15 protein-coding genes are annotated in these 17,457 nt (G+C 41.6%); 14 read left to right on the top strand and 1 reads right to left on the bottom strand.

Translation table 11 applies throughout. The annotated features are described in order from the left end of the window. Nucleotides 1-70: 70 nt before the first annotated feature. Entirely contained in the window at nt 71-874 is an 804-nt protein-coding gene (locus K1F36_RS11255; RefSeq protein ID WP_220113902.1) for a DUF6503 family protein, read from the bottom strand. 68 nt (nt 875-942) lie between these two features. Here K1F36_RS11255 and K1F36_RS11250 point away from each other — a divergent pair, with 68 nt between their 5' ends. From K1F36_RS11250 to K1F36_RS11185, 14 genes are all read left to right on the top strand, one after another. Further along, a complete protein-coding gene (locus tag K1F36_RS11250; protein ID WP_220113901.1) occupies nt 943-1,743 on the top strand; it encodes a TrmH family RNA methyltransferase in 801 nt (266 codons plus the stop codon). A gap of 3 nt (nt 1,744-1,746) precedes the next feature. Then, complete coding sequence (locus K1F36_RS11245; RefSeq protein WP_220113900.1) at nt 1,747-2,979, top strand: M48 family metallopeptidase; 1,233 nt, start codon at nt 1,747-1,749, stop codon at nt 2,977-2,979. A 44-nt stretch (nt 2,980-3,023) separates the two neighbouring features. After that, nucleotides 3,024-5,228, top strand: coding sequence for a RelA/SpoT family protein (locus tag K1F36_RS11240; RefSeq protein ID WP_220113899.1), 2,205 nt, complete (start codon nt 3,024-3,026; stop codon nt 5,226-5,228). Nucleotides 5,229-5,269: 41 nt separating this feature from the next. Beyond that, nucleotides 5,270-5,725 (top strand): Fur family transcriptional regulator, encoded by a 456-nt coding sequence (locus K1F36_RS11235; RefSeq protein WP_166248686.1) that lies wholly within the window; start codon nt 5,270-5,272, stop codon nt 5,723-5,725. A 12-nt stretch (nt 5,726-5,737) separates the two neighbouring features. Continuing rightward, nucleotides 5,738-7,006, top strand: a complete 1,269-nt coding sequence (locus K1F36_RS11230) for an adenylosuccinate synthase (RefSeq protein WP_220113898.1) — start codon at nt 5,738-5,740, stop codon at nt 7,004-7,006. A gap of 98 nt (nt 7,007-7,104) precedes the next feature. Then, nucleotides 7,105-7,584 (top strand): Dps family protein, encoded by a 480-nt coding sequence (locus K1F36_RS11225; RefSeq protein ID WP_220113897.1) that lies wholly within the window; start codon nt 7,105-7,107, stop codon nt 7,582-7,584. Between the two features lie 5 nt (nt 7,585-7,589). Continuing rightward, a complete protein-coding gene (locus tag K1F36_RS11220) occupies nt 7,590-8,030 on the top strand; it encodes a DinB family protein (protein WP_220113896.1) in 441 nt (146 codons plus the stop codon). Between the two features lie 95 nt (nt 8,031-8,125). Further along, nucleotides 8,126-9,829, top strand: coding sequence for an OstA-like protein (locus K1F36_RS11215; protein WP_220113895.1), 1,704 nt, complete (start codon nt 8,126-8,128; stop codon nt 9,827-9,829). Next, entirely contained in the window at nt 9,829-11,025 is a 1,197-nt protein-coding gene (locus tag K1F36_RS11210; RefSeq protein WP_220113894.1) for an aspartate aminotransferase family protein, read from the top strand. Before K1F36_RS11215 ends, K1F36_RS11210 begins: the two co-directional genes overlap by 1 nt. Nucleotides 11,026-11,111: 86 nt before the next feature. Next, entirely contained in the window at nt 11,112-12,512 is a 1,401-nt protein-coding gene (locus tag K1F36_RS11205) for a tetratricopeptide repeat protein (RefSeq protein ID WP_220113893.1), read from the top strand. A 20-nt stretch (nt 12,513-12,532) separates the two neighbouring features. Then, on the top strand, nt 12,533-13,450 hold the full coding sequence (locus K1F36_RS11200) for a polyprenyl-phosphate transporter (protein ID WP_220113892.1): 918 nt from the start codon (nt 12,533-12,535) through the stop codon (nt 13,448-13,450). A 19-nt stretch (nt 13,451-13,469) separates the two neighbouring features. Next, nucleotides 13,470-14,507 carry a DUF368 domain-containing protein gene (locus K1F36_RS11195; protein ID WP_220113891.1) on the top strand — a complete coding sequence of 346 codons (1,038 nt, stop codon included), beginning with the start codon at nt 13,470-13,472 and terminating at the stop codon, nt 14,505-14,507. Further along, complete coding sequence (locus K1F36_RS11190; protein WP_220113890.1) at nt 14,461-15,213, top strand: shikimate dehydrogenase family protein; 753 nt, start codon at nt 14,461-14,463, stop codon at nt 15,211-15,213. The genes K1F36_RS11195 and K1F36_RS11190 overlap by 47 nt, the downstream gene beginning before the upstream one ends. A gap of 143 nt (nt 15,214-15,356) precedes the next feature. After that, nucleotides 15,357-17,414 carry a DUF349 domain-containing protein gene (locus K1F36_RS11185; RefSeq protein WP_220113889.1) on the top strand — a complete coding sequence of 686 codons (2,058 nt, stop codon included), beginning with the start codon at nt 15,357-15,359 and terminating at the stop codon, nt 17,412-17,414. The last annotated feature ends 43 nt before the right edge of the window (nt 17,415-17,457 follow it).

Genomic DNA, 17,457 nt, shown 5'->3' with positions numbered 1-17,457 from the left:
AACAAAAAAGTCGGAAGAATAATCTTCCGACCATGACTGCTCAATTGAGCGCCTTTTTTGTTTTTGTGAATTAATTCATCTTAATGGGAACGTACTCTCCATTTTCTGGTTTTTCGTAAAACGCACTCGGTTTGGCATCCTCACTCAGCATAACTTCTTCAAAATTGACCGTGCTTGCCGGTTCCATAATCGTTCTGCCTTCATACTTATGCCATGTAATCGATTTTGGCAGCACCAGTCCATTCACTTCTTGCCAGTTATCGTAGTGAATCCATTTTACATTATCCGAACTTTCCCCAGAACGATAGGTCACGGTATAACCCAACCAAGCCATCTGGTGGCTCTCTGGATCATAATAAATAAAATATTCATCTTTGGATGAAGCGCCAACACCCGACTCATAGGCTATTTGAAGACCAGGATACTTTTTGCCATCATATTCTAAATCTTCGGTAGCAGAATATAGGATACCTTCGTCTGCCAACACAAAGGGCATGGCATAAAAGTAAAACATCAAATTATGATAAAAGCCTGCATCGCCTTCATAGTTCCCACTTTCATTCAAGAGCCAAGCTTGTTCTCCGTCAAAACCCATCGAAAATTGTTCCGTGTCAATTCTATCCTTTCGGGACCATAAATCAATGGTATGGGTTTCGGACTGGTTTGGTTTTGGCAGCACAAAGGATATTGTTCGTTGCGACTTCCATTGTTTCAAACCTCCATGTGCATCAAAAACTTTCGTCAAGGCATCAGGGTAAACAGCTTCATCAACAAGCAGTTCCTGCTGAACTGGCGTTTCATTTTTTTCTGTTTTGAGATTTTGTTTACAGGCGGTTAGGCCAATAAAAAGTAATAGGATGGTTAATTTGTTCATGGATTAAATTTTACCAGTTGGTCGAAAAGCCCTTTTTATAATTACAGGAATGGCTATTTTTACCCCCTATGGAAGCTAAATTCATCAGCAGTGCCCAGAATCCCTTGGTAAAAAAGATTCTGCAACTCAAAGAAAAGTCCCGTGAACGAAGAAAAGCAGGAGTTTTTGTGGTAGAAGGCCAACGGGAGATTGAATTGGCGCAAAAGGGAGGCTATGTTTTGCAAACGCTTCTCTATTGTCCAGAACTGATGGGTTCCAGCTCCGTTGAAGCTTTTACCAAGACTTCCGACCAAGAAATTATCCAAGTTTCCGAAAGTGTTTACGGTAAAATTGCCCATCGGGGGACCACCGAAGGCATCATGGGCTTGATGCGTTCCAAAGACCATACGCTGGCAAACATCGTTTTCAAAGATGAAACACCTTTGGTACTGGTGGCCGAAGCCACAGAAAAACCAGGAAACATCGGCGCGCTTTTGCGCACTGCGGATGCCGCAGCCGTGGATGCCGTTTTAATAGCAAACCCCAAATCAGACCTATATAGTCCGAATATTATCCGTTCCAGCGTGGGCTGCCTGTTTACCAATCAGATTGGCGTAGGAACAACGGACGAAATCATTGATTTTTTACAAACCAACCAAATCAAAATCTACTGTGCCGCCCTCACCGCTTCCAAAAATTATGTGGAGTGCGATTTTAAAGCCGCTTCTGCCCTTGTAATGGGTACGGAAGCTACTGGATTGACAGAAAAATGGCTTCAAAATTCCGACCAAAACATAATTATACCGATGCAAGGAGAAATAGACTCCATGAATGTTTCGGTATCCGCTGCAATACTTATATTTGAGGCGAAGCGCCAGCGCGGATTTTAAGCTATGGAAAAAAATGTACTCTTTTATATCATTCTGGCCATACTTGTGGTCCAATACCTGGCTCACCAGTATTTGGAACACTTGAATGCCAAGCGTTTCAAATCGGCTTTGCCACCAGAACTTGCCGATGTGTTTGATGAACAGGAATATCAAAAATCGCAACAATACAAGAAAATCAATTATAAATTTGGAGTCATTTCGGATGGCTTTTCATTGATTCTGACCATCTGCTTTCTTGCTTTAGGAGGTTTTGAATGGGTGGACCAACTCACGCGTTCCATCACTGAAAAACCCATTCCGATGGCATTGATTTTCTTTGGAATCGTTATGCTGGGAAGTGCCATTTTGGGACTTCCATTCTCTTATTACCGAACATTTGTGATCGAGGAAGAATATGGGTTCAACAAAACAACAAAATCCACTTTTTTCACCGATAAAATTAAGGGCAGCATTCTAACCGTTGTTCTTGGAGGAGGGATTTTGACATTGTTCATGTTGTTCTATCAATCCACAGGGCAATATTTTTGGATCTACGCATGGATTGCCGTTGGAATCTTCATTTTGTTTATCAACCTATTTTATAGCCGATTGATTGTTCCCATCTTCAACAAACAGACACCGCTTGAAGATGGTAGTCTAAAAAGTTCCATTGAAAATTATGCGCAAAAAGTCGGGTTCGAGCTTCAAAATATATTTGTGATCGATGGTTCCAAGCGATCCACAAAAGCAAATGCCTATTTTTCAGGATTTGGAAAAGAGAAAAGAATCACTTTGTTCGACACCTTGATCAACGACCTTAGCGAAGATGAAATTGTGGCTGTATTAGCTCACGAAGTAGGTCACTATAAACGCAACCATATTATTGTAAATCTTGTAGTTTCGCTATTGACCACAGGTTTGACGTTGTTCGTTCTTTCATTGTTCATCAACCATCCAGAAATATCCTTGGCCATTGGGGTCTCCACACCAAGTTTCCATGCGGCATTGGTCGGGTTTGCATTGTTATACAGTCCAATATCCGAAGTCACTGGATTGATTATGAACTATTTATCCCGAAAATTCGAATTTCAGGCGGATGACTTTGCGAAAAATACTTTTGCGGCAACCCCTTTGGTCTCTTCCTTAAAAAAGTTGTCCAAAAAGAGTTTGAGCAATTTAACACCTCACCCAGCTTACGTATTTGTGCACTATTCGCACCCCCCTTTAGTGGAACGTATCCGAAACCTAAAGGCATAGTTTTTGTTGTTTAGATAATAAGATTATAGTAAATTTAATATACTATGACAGAGGCTGCTATTGAAAAAGAGAACAAGGAGATTGCGAAGCAGTACAAGGAATTACTTCGCATAAGCTACCAAACATTGACGGACGAGGACAAGAAGTTGATTCGTTCCGCCTTTGATGTGGCCGTTGACGCCCACAAGGACCAGCGAAGAAAATCCGGGGAAGCCTACATCTTCCACCCCATTGCCGTGGCTAAGATCGTAGCTTCGGAAATAGGCCTGGATGCCGTTTCCATTTCCTCTGCCCTGCTGCACGATGTAGTTGAGGATACCGCCTATACATTGGCCGATATTGAGCGGATGTTCGGTGAGACGGTTGCCCGGATTGTGGATGGACTCACCAAAATTGCTCACCTTAAAAAGGACAAGGATATAAGTCAGCAAGCGGAAAACTTCCGTAAAATGCTGCTGACCCTGCATGATGACGTTCGGGTAATCATCATCAAGATAGCCGACCGTTACCACAATATGCTCACCATGGATTCCATGCCGGAGCACAAACAAGTGAAGATTGCGTCGGAAACCCTCTACATCTATGCGCCACTGGCCCATAGAATTGGGCTGTACAACATCAAAACCCATTTGGAGGACCTTTCCCTAAAGTATACGGAACCAGAGGTCTACAACGACATTTATGCCAAAATAGAGGACACCGAAGAAGAGAGCTTGGCCTATATCGAGGATTTTTCCAATGTGATCAGGACATCTTTGGATAAAGAGGGACTCAATTATTTTATCAAGGGCAGGATGAAGTCCATTTTCTCCATCCGTAAAAAGATGAAGACACAAAACGTCACCTTTGATGAAGTATATGACAAATTCGCAATCCGTATCATCTATAAATCGGACAAGAAAAACGAAAAGTTCCTTGCCTGGAAAATTTACTCCATAGTAACCGATCACTTTACTCCCAACCCTATCCGTTTACGCGACTGGATTACCTCACCAAAATCTACGGGTTACGAAGCACTTCACATTACCGTTATGGGCCCCAAGGGCAAATGGGTAGAAGTACAGATTCGAAGTGAGCGCATGCACGAGATTGCCGAAAAAGGATATGCCGCCCACTTTAAATACAAGCACGGAGCGCAAAAAGAGCAAGGTATCGAGGAGTGGCTGAACAAATTACAGGAAGCATTGGAAAGCGCCAATGGCAACGCGGTTGATTTTGTGGAGGAATTTAAGCTCAACCTTTACTCCAAAGAAATATTCGTATTCACTCCCAAAGGAGATTTAAAATCCATGCCGAAAGGGGCGACGGCTTTGGATTTCGCTTTCAATATCCATACGGAAATTGGGATGAAGACCCGTGGTGCCAAGGTCAATGGAAAATTGGTTCCGCTGGGAACAAAACTAAGAAGTGGCGATCAGGTTGAGATCATCACCTCCGAAAGTGCCAAACCTACACAAACATGGTTGGACTATGCCGAAACGGCCCGCGCACGTTCCAAAATCAAATCATCGCTAAGCGAGGAGAAAAAAGAAGTCGCCGAAGAAGGGAAGGAAATTCTACGCCGCAAACTCAAGGCACAGAAAATTAACCTGAACGAGGACACCGTGAACAAATTGGTGACCTTTTTCAAACTAAAAACCAGTTTGGACCTTTTCTATCGGGTTGGTATCGGGGTTATCGACAACGACAAGTTGAAAGATTTCTCTTCGTCCTATCACAACGCATTTATCAATTTCTTCAAAAACAGGATACGTAAAAGTCCTACCCCAAAAGATGTTGACAGAAATGAGATTACCACCAAATACGATCTGCTTGTTTTTGGTAAAGAGGAAGAAAGGCTCAACTATAAATTGTCACAATGCTGCAACCCCATACCTGGGGACGAGGTATTTGGCTTCGTAAGTGTAAACGATGGCATTAAAGTTCATAAAAAGAACTGTCCCAATGCTATTTCACTTCAGTCCAACTATGCCTACCGCATCATTAGTGCAAAATGGATAGATTCATCTCAAGAAGAATTTTCCGTCGACATCCAAATCACGGGCATCGACAACATGGGTCTGGTAAAGGATATCACCAAAATTATTTCGGAAAATATGCACGTAAATATGAGGAACCTCAATTTTAGTGCAGATGGCGGAACCTTCAAGGGAAAAATTACGCTCGTGGTAAAAAACAATAATATCCTACAACGGCTGATGAACAATTTAAAGCAGGTCGAAGGTATAGATAAAGTGACCAGAATTTAAATTTTAACTGTACCTTTGTGCATTAGCATAGGTAGAAAGCCATGGGAAATAATAAAAATCAGGAAATTGTAAAAAACGTGTTCACGGCCTTTCTTGAGGAAAAAGGACACCGCAAAACACCTGAACGCTACGCCATTTTACAGGAAATTTATGAAAGTGACGATCATTTTGACGTAGAATCCCTTTACATTAAAATGAAAACCAAGAATTATAGGGTGAGTCGTGCAACGCTTTACAATACCATCGAACTTTTATTGGAATGTAAATTGGTCAGAAAGCACCAATTCGGAAAAAATCAGGCACAGTACGAGAAATCCTATTTTGACCGTCAGCACGACCATGTGATACTGACCGATACCGGAGAGGTGGTAGAATTTTGTGACCCACGCATTCAATCCATCAAAAAAACCATTGAGGAGGTCTTTGACATAAAAATCAGTAACCACTCATTATACTTCTACGGAACCCGAAACAAAGAAAAAAACCTAACTGAATAACCCACATATTACATGGTAGATTTATTGCTTGGACTCCAATGGGGAGACGAAGGAAAAGGAAAAATTGTTGATGTACTGACCAAGGAATACGATATTATCGCCAGATTTCAAGGAGGTCCAAATGCAGGGCACACTTTGGAATTTGATGGTATAAAACACGTTTTGCACACCATTCCCTCCGGAATATTTCACAAAAATGCCATCAATGTGGTAGGTAACGGAGTCGTAATCGACCCCGTAATATTTAAAAAGGAGCTCGATAACTTGGAGAAATTCAATATAGACATCGAAACCAAGCTCTTTATTTCGCGTAAAGCTCATTTGATTTTACCAACACACCGATTGTTAGATGCGGCTTCTGAGGCTTCCAAAGGAAAAGCAAAAATCGGTTCTACCCTAAAGGGTATCGGCCCCACCTATATGGACAAAACTGGCCGTAACGGTATGCGAGTAGGTGATTTGGAGTTCGACGACTGGAAAACAAAATACCGAGCCCTTGCCGACAAACACGAAGCCATGATTGATTTTTACAATGTGGACATCCAATACAACCTTGATGAATTAGAAGCCGAGTTCTGCGAAGGTGTGGAAACATTGAAAAAATTAACCTTCATTGATAGTGAGGAATATATCTTCAAGGCACAGACCGAGGGCAAAAAAATATTGGCAGAGGGAGCACAAGGCTCTCTTTTGGACATTGATTTTGGAACCTATCCATTCGTAACATCGTCAAACACTACCGCTGCCGGTGCCTGTACTGGTTTAGGCGTTGCTCCTAACAATATCAAAAATGTGTTGGGAATTTTCAAGGCCTATACCACCAGAGTGGGAAGCGGCCCCTTCCCTACCGAATTATTTGATGAAGACGGTGCTACCATGGCCAAAGTCGGAAACGAATTTGGTGCAACAACAGGAAGACCCCGACGTTGTGGTTGGTTGGATTTGGTTGCCTTGAAATACGCCGTTCAAATTAACGGTGTAACAGAACTGATGATGATGAAAGCCGATGTGCTTAGTGGTTTTGACACCATCAAGGTATGTACCGCTTACAAGTACAAAGGAGAGGAAATTAAACACCTTCCATACAGCATAGAAGAGGAATATGTCACCCCTATCTACAAGGAAATGAAGGGATGGTCGCAAGATTTGACCCAACTTTCCAAAGCGGAGGATTTACCGGCTACTTTGAATGATTACATCGCCTTTTTGGAAGAACAACTGAACGTTCCAATTAAGATTGTATCGGTAGGTCCGGACAGGCTCCAGACCATTCATCGGTAGACCTATTTTATTTGTGTCAGATTAGCTTTATGTGACCAATGTCACTTTAAGGAACGTTCGTTTACTTTACCTTTAAATAGATTTAAAATTGAAGCGAAATGAAACAAAATCTAAATCAAATAGGACTCGATAGAACAGCTTCCAATGACTTGGCAGATAAACTAAATGAGTTGCTGGCCAATTATCAGATATTCTACATGAATGCCCGTGGATTTCATTGGAACATTAAAGGTGAGAAGTTTTTTGAACTCCACCTTAAGTTCGAAGAACTCTATAACGATTCATTGGTTAAAATTGATGAAATTGCTGAACGAATCTTGACTTTGGGCTTTACTCCCCCACATACCTTTGGGGATTATATAGAGCTGTCAAAAATAAAGGTCGCCAAAAATATATCGAATGGCACCGAGGCCATTCAGCTGATATTAAAAGGATATGAAGTGCTATTGCCTTTGGAAAGAGAACTTTTAGAACTGTCAGGCGAGTCCAATGATGAAGGCACCAATGCATTGATGAGCGACTACATCCGCGAGCAGGAAAAACTGATTTGGATGTACTCGGCATACCTCAATCAATAACTTATATGACCAAAGACATTCTTAAGGATTTAATCGCGCAGAACAAAAAAACCTGTGATTATACGTTCGTTGAGATCACTCAAGAAAACAGCGTGCTAAAATTAAATGATGATACCGCATCCGTTGGATTCATTTATCGTCATATTGGAGAAATAATACATCTGCTCTCACAATTTTTTGGGATTCCCACAGATGTTGAAAACACAACCATGGGCCAAACAGACTCGGGGAAAGTCTACGACAAGAAAGAAAGTCAACAACTTATTGATGACGGCTACCAAGTATTGTACGACCTTGTTGAAAATCTTTCTGAAGACCAATGGAGAGAAACCTTGGACACTCCTTTTTTCGGACCCATTTCCAGGGTCAGGTTGTTAGGGCATATTTTATATCACACAACTTACCATTGCGGACAAATCACCCTGACTCTCAAACGAGGAAAATAAAATACAGCGCCGTAAACGTTTGGCAGAGAAATCCCAAAGCTTTCTAAACGATGCATGCCACTTCCGTTAAAAACCCTACTTTTGGGCAAAATTTTATGGACTTGAAAAGCATTTCATTTCTCATTCTATCACTTTTCGCTTTTAGCGTTTTTGCCCAGGACCAACAACCACAAGGCGGTCGACAGATTAACATCGTATATGGGGCCAATTTCACCAAGGACGAAGCTCAGTTCCCAGGGGCATCCATTTTTAGCAAGGACGATGAGCGACAGGTACAGTTTGAACACCAAGGTGCAGACCTTTGGTGCGATATTGCTATTTTTTATGCCGAAGAGAACCGCTTGAAAGCCATTGGCAACATTCGCTTGCAACAAGGAGACTCCATTGAAATGAACAGTGGAAAAATGGATTATGATGGAAACACTAAGTTAGCCAAGGCATGGGAAAAAGTGGACCTCACAAACGGGCAAATGCGATTGACCACCGACACCCTTTACTTTAACAGGGAAAAACAGGAGGCCTATTATAATTCTGGCGGTAAGGTGGTAGACTCTGTCAATGTGCTTACTAGTAAGGTGGGAACCTATTTTATGACAGCAAAGAAGTACCAGTTCCAGCGTAACGTACACATAGACAACCCTGATTATATTATCGATTCGGAGCAGTTAGACTATTACACCACCTCCAAGAACGCCTACATGTACGGACCTTCTACTATTACCGGAGAGGAATACAAAATCTATTGCGAGCGGGGTTTTTATGACACTACTATCGAACAAGGGTACGGTATCAAGAATACCCGTATCGATTACGACAATAAAATAATCGAGGGCGACAGTCTCTATTTTGATAAAGCTTCTGAATTTGCTTCGGCCACGAACAATATTCAGATTACGGACACCATCAATAATGGGGTTATTCGTGCTCACTATGCAGAGGTGCACAAGGCCAAGGATTCTGTTTTTGCTACCAAAAGAGCGGTCTCCATTAGCTTGGTGGAAAAAGATTCGCTTTACATGCACGGCGACACCTTAATGGTTACCGGCAAAGAAGAGGAACGTGTTCTCAGGGCCTTCAGAAATGCCAAATTCTATAAAACCGACTTGAGCGGCAAGTGCGATTCCATCCATTTTGAGGAAAGAACAGGAATCACCCAATTGATTACCAATCCTATTTTATGGAACGTGGACAACCAGATTACCGGAGATAGCATCCATTTGATATCCGATATGGAAACCGATAAACTGGATTCCCTAAAAGTCATAGAAAATGCATTCATTATTTCTTTGGACACCATTAGCAAAACTGGGTATAATCAGGCCAAGGGTAAAAATCTCTTTGGCAAGTTCATAGAAAATGAATTGAAGATCATTGATTTGGTCCAAAACACCGAGGTGATTTACTACGTCTACAACGATGACGAAGAGCTGATCGGAATCGATAAGACCATTTGTAGCAAAATACGGTTGCTCATGGCAAACAACGATATTGAGGACATCACCTTTTTTGTAAATCCCGATGGAGATATCTTTCCTGAGACCGATTTGCCCGTAGAGAGCAGAAAACTAAAAGGATTTGTTTGGCGGGGCGATGAACGGATAAGGTCAAAAGAAGAAATTTTTGATGAAGACGACAACAATATCGAACTGGTAAAAATTAGGGGCATAGACAATCCTATAGATATTGATGCCGAGGAAAACGAGCGACAAAACAACCAGAACGACCCCATCAACGCACCCAACACCAAAGCGGTAAAACCCAAAAAAACCGCTGTTCAAAAGAAAGCGCAGACACCATAATGTCCAAAAAAGATTTTTTCACATACCAAGCCCAAACCTCCCCACATCCATTGGCCTTGGAGGTTTCTCACGCCAAGGGGAGCTACATCTACGACGTGGATGGGAACGCCCATTTGGATTTTGTGGCAGGTGTATCGGCTTGCAGTTTGGGACACGGCCACCCCAAGGTAGTGGATGCCATCAAAACACAGGTGGACCAGTATATGCATGTTATGGTCTATGGCGAGTATATTCAACGACCTGCCGTGGAATTCTCCAAACTATTGACCTCCCATCTTCCCGAAAACTTAAATACCACCTATTTGGTCAATTCGGGCACGGAAGCCATGGAAGGAGCCATTAAATTGGCACGAAGGCATACTGGACGTTCTCAGGTAATCTCCGCAAAAAATGCCTATCATGGCAACACCATGGGGAGTTTAAGCCTTATGGGACTGGAAGAACGCAAAAGTGCTTTTCGACCTTTGATTCCCGATATTCGTTTTATTCAGTTCAATGCTGAAGAAGAAATTAAGAACATCTCCGAAAAAACTGCTGCTGTGGTCTTGGAAACCATCCAAGGTGGTGCAGGCTTTATTTTGCCCGAAAATGGATATCTGGAAAAAATACGAAAACGCTGCGACGAAGTGGGGGCATTGTTGATTCTGGACGAAATACAGCCCGGCTTCGGCCGTACCGGTAAATTGTTCGCTTTTGAGCACTTTGATTGTCCTCCAGATATCTTGGTCATTGGAAAAGGCATGGCATCGGGCCTTCCCGTTGGAGCTTTTGTGGCATCCCACGAGTTAATGGCCGATTTAAAAGAAAACCCGAAATTTGGACACATCACAACTTTTGGTGGCAATCCTGTAATTGCAGCCGCAAGCTTGGCGACCCTAAAAGAAATCACCGAAACAGACCTTATCCCACAAACCCTGGAAAAGGAAAAACTGTTCCGTAAACTATTGCAACATCCACTAATAAAAGAAATACGCGGTAAAGGTTTAATGCTCGCTCCGATTATGGAGAGCAAGGAAATAGCTGACTATTTGGTCCTCGAGGCCGCAAAAAAAGGACTCATCCTTTTCTGGCTGTTATTTGAGCCAAAAGCTGTGAGAATCTCTCCTCCCTTAACCATTTCCATGAAAGAAATAGAGGAAGGATGCGACCAAATCCTTGGGATTTTAAACAACTATAAATCCGATACTGTTAACTAATTTGTTGATAACATACCCCTAAAATGGACTTTAAGAGTAGCTCAAAGGGTTAATTTTAAGTCCATAGTTCAACCAAAAACGTTCCTATGGCGTTAGAATCTAACGAATATCCAGACAAATCCATTAGTAAGTTTGAGTCCATGCTCAAGACGGATGACGTCTATTTCTTTGATGCGGAGGACTTTGAGGAAATCATTCACCACTACCTGAACAACGGTAAAATCTCCTTGGGCAAAAAAGCCATCCAGATTGGTTTGGAGCAACATCCAAATTCCATGGAATTGAAACTTTTACAAGTGGAGGTCTTGGCTTTCGAGGACAAATTTGAAGCTGCCGAAACACTTCTGGACGAGATTCAGAACATAAACGCAGACAACGAGGAAGTCTATATCCAACGGGCGAACATCCGTTCCAAGCAAGACAAGCACCAAGAAGCAGTCAACTTACTATTGGAGGCTTTGAACATCACGGACCACTCTTTTGACATCCACTCGCTTTTAGGCATGGAATACCTGTTCATGGATAATTATGAGCAAGCAAAGCTCAGCTTTATGCGCTGTGTGGAAATTGATGACGAAGACTATTCATCCCTTTACAACGTGGTGTACTGCTTTGAGTTTTTGGAAGATTTTGATGGAAGCATCTATTACCTGAACGATTATTTGGACAGAAACCCCTATTGTGAGGTTGCTTGGCATCAACTGGGCAAAATGTACCTTGCAAAACAATTGTATATCGAAGCGTTGACCGCTTTTGATTTTGCCGTGATTTCTGATGATTCCTTTATCGGGGCCTATTTTGAAAAAGGCAAGGTTTTGGAAAAATTGGGCAGGTACAATGAGGCCATCGAAAATTATGAATCCACAATATCCATGGAAGATCCTACCTCCTACGCATTCTTGCGACTTGGAAAGTGTCATGAAAAACTGGGGAACTACGATCTGGCAAAATACTATTACTATCACACCGTTCATGAGGACCCTTTGCTGGACAAGGGTTGGTTGGCCATTACAGATTTTCATTTTGGACAAAAAAATTATGAAAAAGCCCTATATTACATCAACAAGGCCATAAATATTGATGGTGAAAACCCAAAGTATTGGAAAAAATCCGGTAAGATCTATGCCGCCCTCAAAAACTGGGACGAAGCTGATTTTGCCTATAAGCAAGCTGTGGACCTAGGGAACTACGAACTCTCCACATGGAAAAACTGGGGCGAGGTCCTTAACAAAATTGGAGATTATAATTCCGCCATCCAAGTGCTGATCCAAGGATTGGAGTTTTACCCCGACAATTGCGAACTCACCTATAAATTGGCGGGCTTACATTTAAAAAATGATGACTTGGCCGAATCAAAACAGATTTTATCCAAGGCCATGAAACTGGATATTGGTAAATTGCGACAGTTTGAAAAAGAATTCCCCGAATTCACTGAAGTCGATTGGGTGAAAGCGCTGGTTTCAAAAATCAGGAAAACAGCCAAGTAGCCAGTACATTATCCAAATCCATGCAAGAACGTAGTATACTGCAATACGTATTCATAACCCTTAAAGGAATGGCCATGGGTGCTGCCGATGTGGTGCCGGGTGTCTCCGGAGGTACCATCGCCTTTATTTCGGGCATTTATGAAGAGCTTATCACCTCCATCAACAATATCAACCTTTCTTTGATTCCGATTTTAAAAAAAGAAGGAATAAGGGCTGTTTGGAACAAGGTGAACGGCAACTTTTTGGTGGCGTTGTTTCTTGGCATTTTCATCAGCGTGCTCTCTTTGGCAAAGTTCCTGAGCTGGCTTTTGGAGAACGAACCCATTCTTCTCTGGTCCTTTTTCTTTGGATTGGTAGTAGCTTCCATATTTTTGGTGGGCAAGGAAATCAAAAGATGGACCATCGGTTCAGTTATTGTTTTGATTCTGGGCGCTATCCTTGCATTTTTTATAACCGAATTGCCCGCAAGCGATAACACCGACAACCTCCCCTATCTGTTCCTATCAGGCGCTTTGGCTATTTGCGCCATGATTCTTCCTGGTATTTCCGGAGCTTTTATCTTGGTGCTGTTAGGGTCCTACAAAACCATTTTGGATGCAGTGCACGAAAGGGATATCAAAATAATTTTGACCGTGGGGGTTGGGGCTGTTTTCGGACTGCTGAGCTTTGCTCGGTTGCTCAAATGGATGTTCAACCACTATAAAAACATCACATTGGCATTGTTGACAGGGTTCATTCTGGGTTCTTTAAACAAAATTTGGCCATGGAAAAAAGTTCTGGAGACCAAGACTTTTGGCGAAAAGATTATTGTTGTGGACGATATGAACGTACTCCCCGGTGCTTTTGAGGGAGATAGCAAATTAATGCTCGCCATTGTATTAGCCATCCTAGGTTTTTCACTTATTTTTATCCTGGAAAGATTAGCTTCCAAAAAATAAGGAAAACCTATATAGGCACATGCAGCAACCTAGAACATATCTGGACAACTTCTTCTTGGTCATCAAAGGCCTATGTATGGGAGCTGCAAACAAGGTTCCAGGGGTTTCCGGTGGCATCGTTGCTTTTGTTGCCGGTTTTTACGAGGAATTTATCTATTCCCTTCAAAAACTGAACTCAAAGGCCCTAAAACTTTTCTTCAACGGAAGGTTTAGGAGTTTTTTCCGGTATATCAACGCTAAATTTCTGGGACTTTTGATTTTCGGCATGTTGGTCAGCTACTTTAGCGTGTCGCGAATTTTGGATTACTTTTTAAAGCATAACGAACTATTTGTTTGGTCCACTTTTTTTGGCATGGTCATCGGTTCCATCTATCATATTGGAAAAGACTTTTCTCCGTGGAACAAACGCACCATTCCCGCTGGGCTCATTGGTCTTATCATTGGCATTTCAATTAGCTTTTTAAATCCCGCAAAAGAAAATGACAATCTGTTCTTTATCTTTTTCTGCGGTATTGTCAGTGTATCCGGAATGACCCTTCCTGGACTTTCAGGTTCCTTTATTTTGATTTTGATGGGGAATTACGTGTTACTTTTAGTGGATTCCGTAAACGCGCTGTATGATACATTTTCCGAGATGTTTTCGGGGGATTTCAGTTTTTTCAATAATGCTGAACGGATGCATACACTAAAAATACTGGCAGTTTTCACCTTAGGATCAATTACCGGATTAGTGACATTTTCACATTTATTGAGCTATTTATTAAAGCATTACAAATCAACCACCACCGCAGTCCTGCTCGGGTTTATCACAGGGTCTTTGGGCGTGTTGTGGCCATGGAAAAAAACAATTTTCAAATTGGACCCCGCCAATCATCCAATTTTGGATACTAACGGAAACAAGATAATTCTAAACTATACCCGGTATTTCCCCGATATGGCGAAGGCTGAAACATGGTGGGCCATACTTTTTATTTTAATGGGGATTTTGGTATTATTAATTTTGGATTGGTATGGCAAAAACAGAAAAAAGAATGAACAGATACGGCCTTCTAGGTAAAAATATCTCTTACTCCTTTTCTCAAGGTTATTTTACCCAAAAGTTCCAAGATTTAGGACTAAAGGACCACAGTTACGAGAATTTTGACCTTCAAAAAATTGAAGAAGTCCAAGATATAATTAAACAGGAAAATATCCGAGGGCTCAATGTCACCATTCCATATAAGCAGGAAATTATTCCTTTTTTGGATGAGCTAGATTCCAAAGCAGAGAAAATCGGCGCCGTTAACACCGTTCAATTTTCAGAAAATAAGCTAAAGGGATTCAATACGGATGCCCACGGTTTTCAAAAATCACTGGAACCCTACTTAAAGCCTCATCACAAAAGCGCATTGATTTTGGGAACAGGAGGCGCCTCCAAAGCTGTTCAATATGTGCTCAACGAACTTGGAATATCCAATACGTACGTCTCGCGAAGCAAGAAAGTCGGGCAATATACCTATGAAGAACTGGACAGGGGTATTATTCAAAAAAACACCTTGATCATTAATTGCACGCCCCTTGGAACCTATCCCAACGTCGAGGACAAACCTGAAATTCCCTACCAGCACATCGGCACGCAGCACCTGCTTTACGACTTAATCTACAATCCCGAAAAAACAAGTTTTCTTTCTATGGGCGAATCCAATGGAGCCGCTATTTGCAATGGGCTAAAAATGTTGAAAGGACAAGCTGAAAAGGCTTGGGAAATCTGGAATAATGTATAAAATCGGCTATTGATATAGCGATTCCACCAACATGTACAACCATTATATTAAAGCAAAAGAAGAATCAATACTTTTGCTATTAGACAATTAAGTTGTTAAATTGGCTATAACTTTCATCAATCAATTAGGTAAACAAGCAACGAATGCAGGAAAATGATCGTAAACTTCAGCAAGCTGAAGGTGGCAAAGAGGAAATAACAGAGAGTTCAAAAACACATTTGGAAGAGACCGAACAGGCCGAAGCAAAAGTGTCCGAGCAGACTGCACCTAAAAATGAAGAGGAAAAACAACCTGAAAAGGAAACTTCTTCCGAAACCAAGGATGAGGAAACGAGTGCCAAAAACGATGAATCCAATGATCATTTGGACGAAATAGATGAATCCAATGCAGAGGATGCGGAAGATACCGAAAATGAAAAAAGGCATACCATTCCCATGCTGGATTACCACTCCATGTCCATGGAAAATCTGGTAGGAGAATTACAAAGATTGGTCAAAAATGAAAAGGTCCAAGCCATCAACAAGCACGTAAGTGCCATTAAATACGAGTTTGACCAAAAGTTTCAGGATTTTTTAGATGAAAAGAAGGAGGAGTTTGTATCCAAAGGGGGTAACGAGATTGATTTTCGATACAACTCTGTCGCCAAAAGGCAGTTCAACGAAGTATATTCCGATTTCCGTGAAAAACGGGACCAATATTACAAGCAACTAGATCAATCCCTAAAGAGCAACCTTCAAAATAGATTGGAAATAATTGAAGAGTTGAAAGGGCTTATTGATATTGAAGAAGACATCAACACGACCTATAATAACTTTAAAGATTTACAGCACCGGTGGAAAAATGCCGGTCCCATTCCACGTACCAATTACAACGATGTTTGGCGCACTTATCACCATCACATGGAAATCTTTTACGATTTCCTTCACTTGAACCGTGAATTGCGTGATTTAGATTTTAAACACAATCTGGAAGAAAAACAAAAATTGGTGGAACGTGCCGAGGCATTGGCCAACGAACCTGATTTAAACAAAGCCTTCCGCGAGCTACAGACGCTTCACAAAATTTGGAAAGAGGACATTGGACCTGTTGCCAAGGAGCATCGCGAGGAAATCTGGGAAAAGTTCAGCAATGCCACGAAGGCCATGCACCAGCGCAGGCAGGAACACTTTCAAGAACTGGAAAAGGTCTACGAAAAAAATTACGAGAAAAAACAGGAAATTATTGCTGCTATATCTTCGATTTCGGAGAATGTTGCGAACAACCACCGAGGTATCCAACAGCAGATAAAAGAAGTTGAAGCGCTTAGGGATTCATTTTTTAAAGCAGGCAAAGTTCCGCAAAGAGTAAACGAGGAGACGTGGGACCAGTTTAAACAGAGCGTTCGTAAGTTCAACAGGACCAAAAATGCCTTCTACAAAAACCAAAAGAAGGAACAACAGGAAAATCTGGAAAAGAAAAAAGAACTGTTGGAGTTGGCCATCTCTTTAAAAGATAGTGATGAGTGGGCCGAGGTAACACCTCAAATGAAGCGCATTCAGAGCGACTGGAAAAAAATAGGTCATGTGCCCCGTAAATACTCAGACAAAATCTGGAAAGAGTTCAAGGATGCCTGCAACCATTATTTTGACCGTTTGCATTCGGACAAGAACGAGGCCCATCAAGAAGAGTTTGAAAACTTTAAAAAGAAAAGTGAGTGCCTCGACCGTCTAAAAGAATTCCAACTAAGTGGCGATAAGAAAAAAGATATAGAGGATATTAAAGCCTTTTTGGCCGAATGGAAAAAATATGGCCGCATTCCTTACAACAAAAAACACATCAATAGCAAGTTCAATAAAATTGTAGACGCCCTGCTAAAGAAATTGGGAGTTGGCAAACAACAATCCGAACTGCTCAAATACGGAAACAAGGTCCAAGAGTTGGCAAAAACAGAGGACAACTATGCCATTGGCAACGAGCGCGTATTTGTAAAGCGTAAAATTGATGAGGTTAAATCTGAAATCCGTCAATTGGAGAACAACCTCCAGTTCTTCTCCAACGCTTCGGAGGACAATCCATTGGTAATGGAGGTCATAAACAACCTGAACAAACAAAAAGAGGCACTCCAGACTTGGAAGGAAAAAATGAAAAACCTCAATATCCTGGAACACAAGCTCAATAAGGAATCCGAAGAAGAAGAAAACGAGAGTAGCGAAGAAGAATAGCTACTATTTGCAACTTCTAAAAACAATAAAAGGACCTCCTTAT

The sequence above is a fragment of the Flagellimonas abyssi genome (assembly GCF_019457905.1).
Lineage (GTDB): Bacteria > Bacteroidota > Bacteroidia > Flavobacteriales > Flavobacteriaceae > Flagellimonas > Flagellimonas abyssi.
The sequence above is the reverse complement of the archived record's forward strand: the minus strand, read 5'-3'. Positions and strand labels throughout refer to the sequence as shown.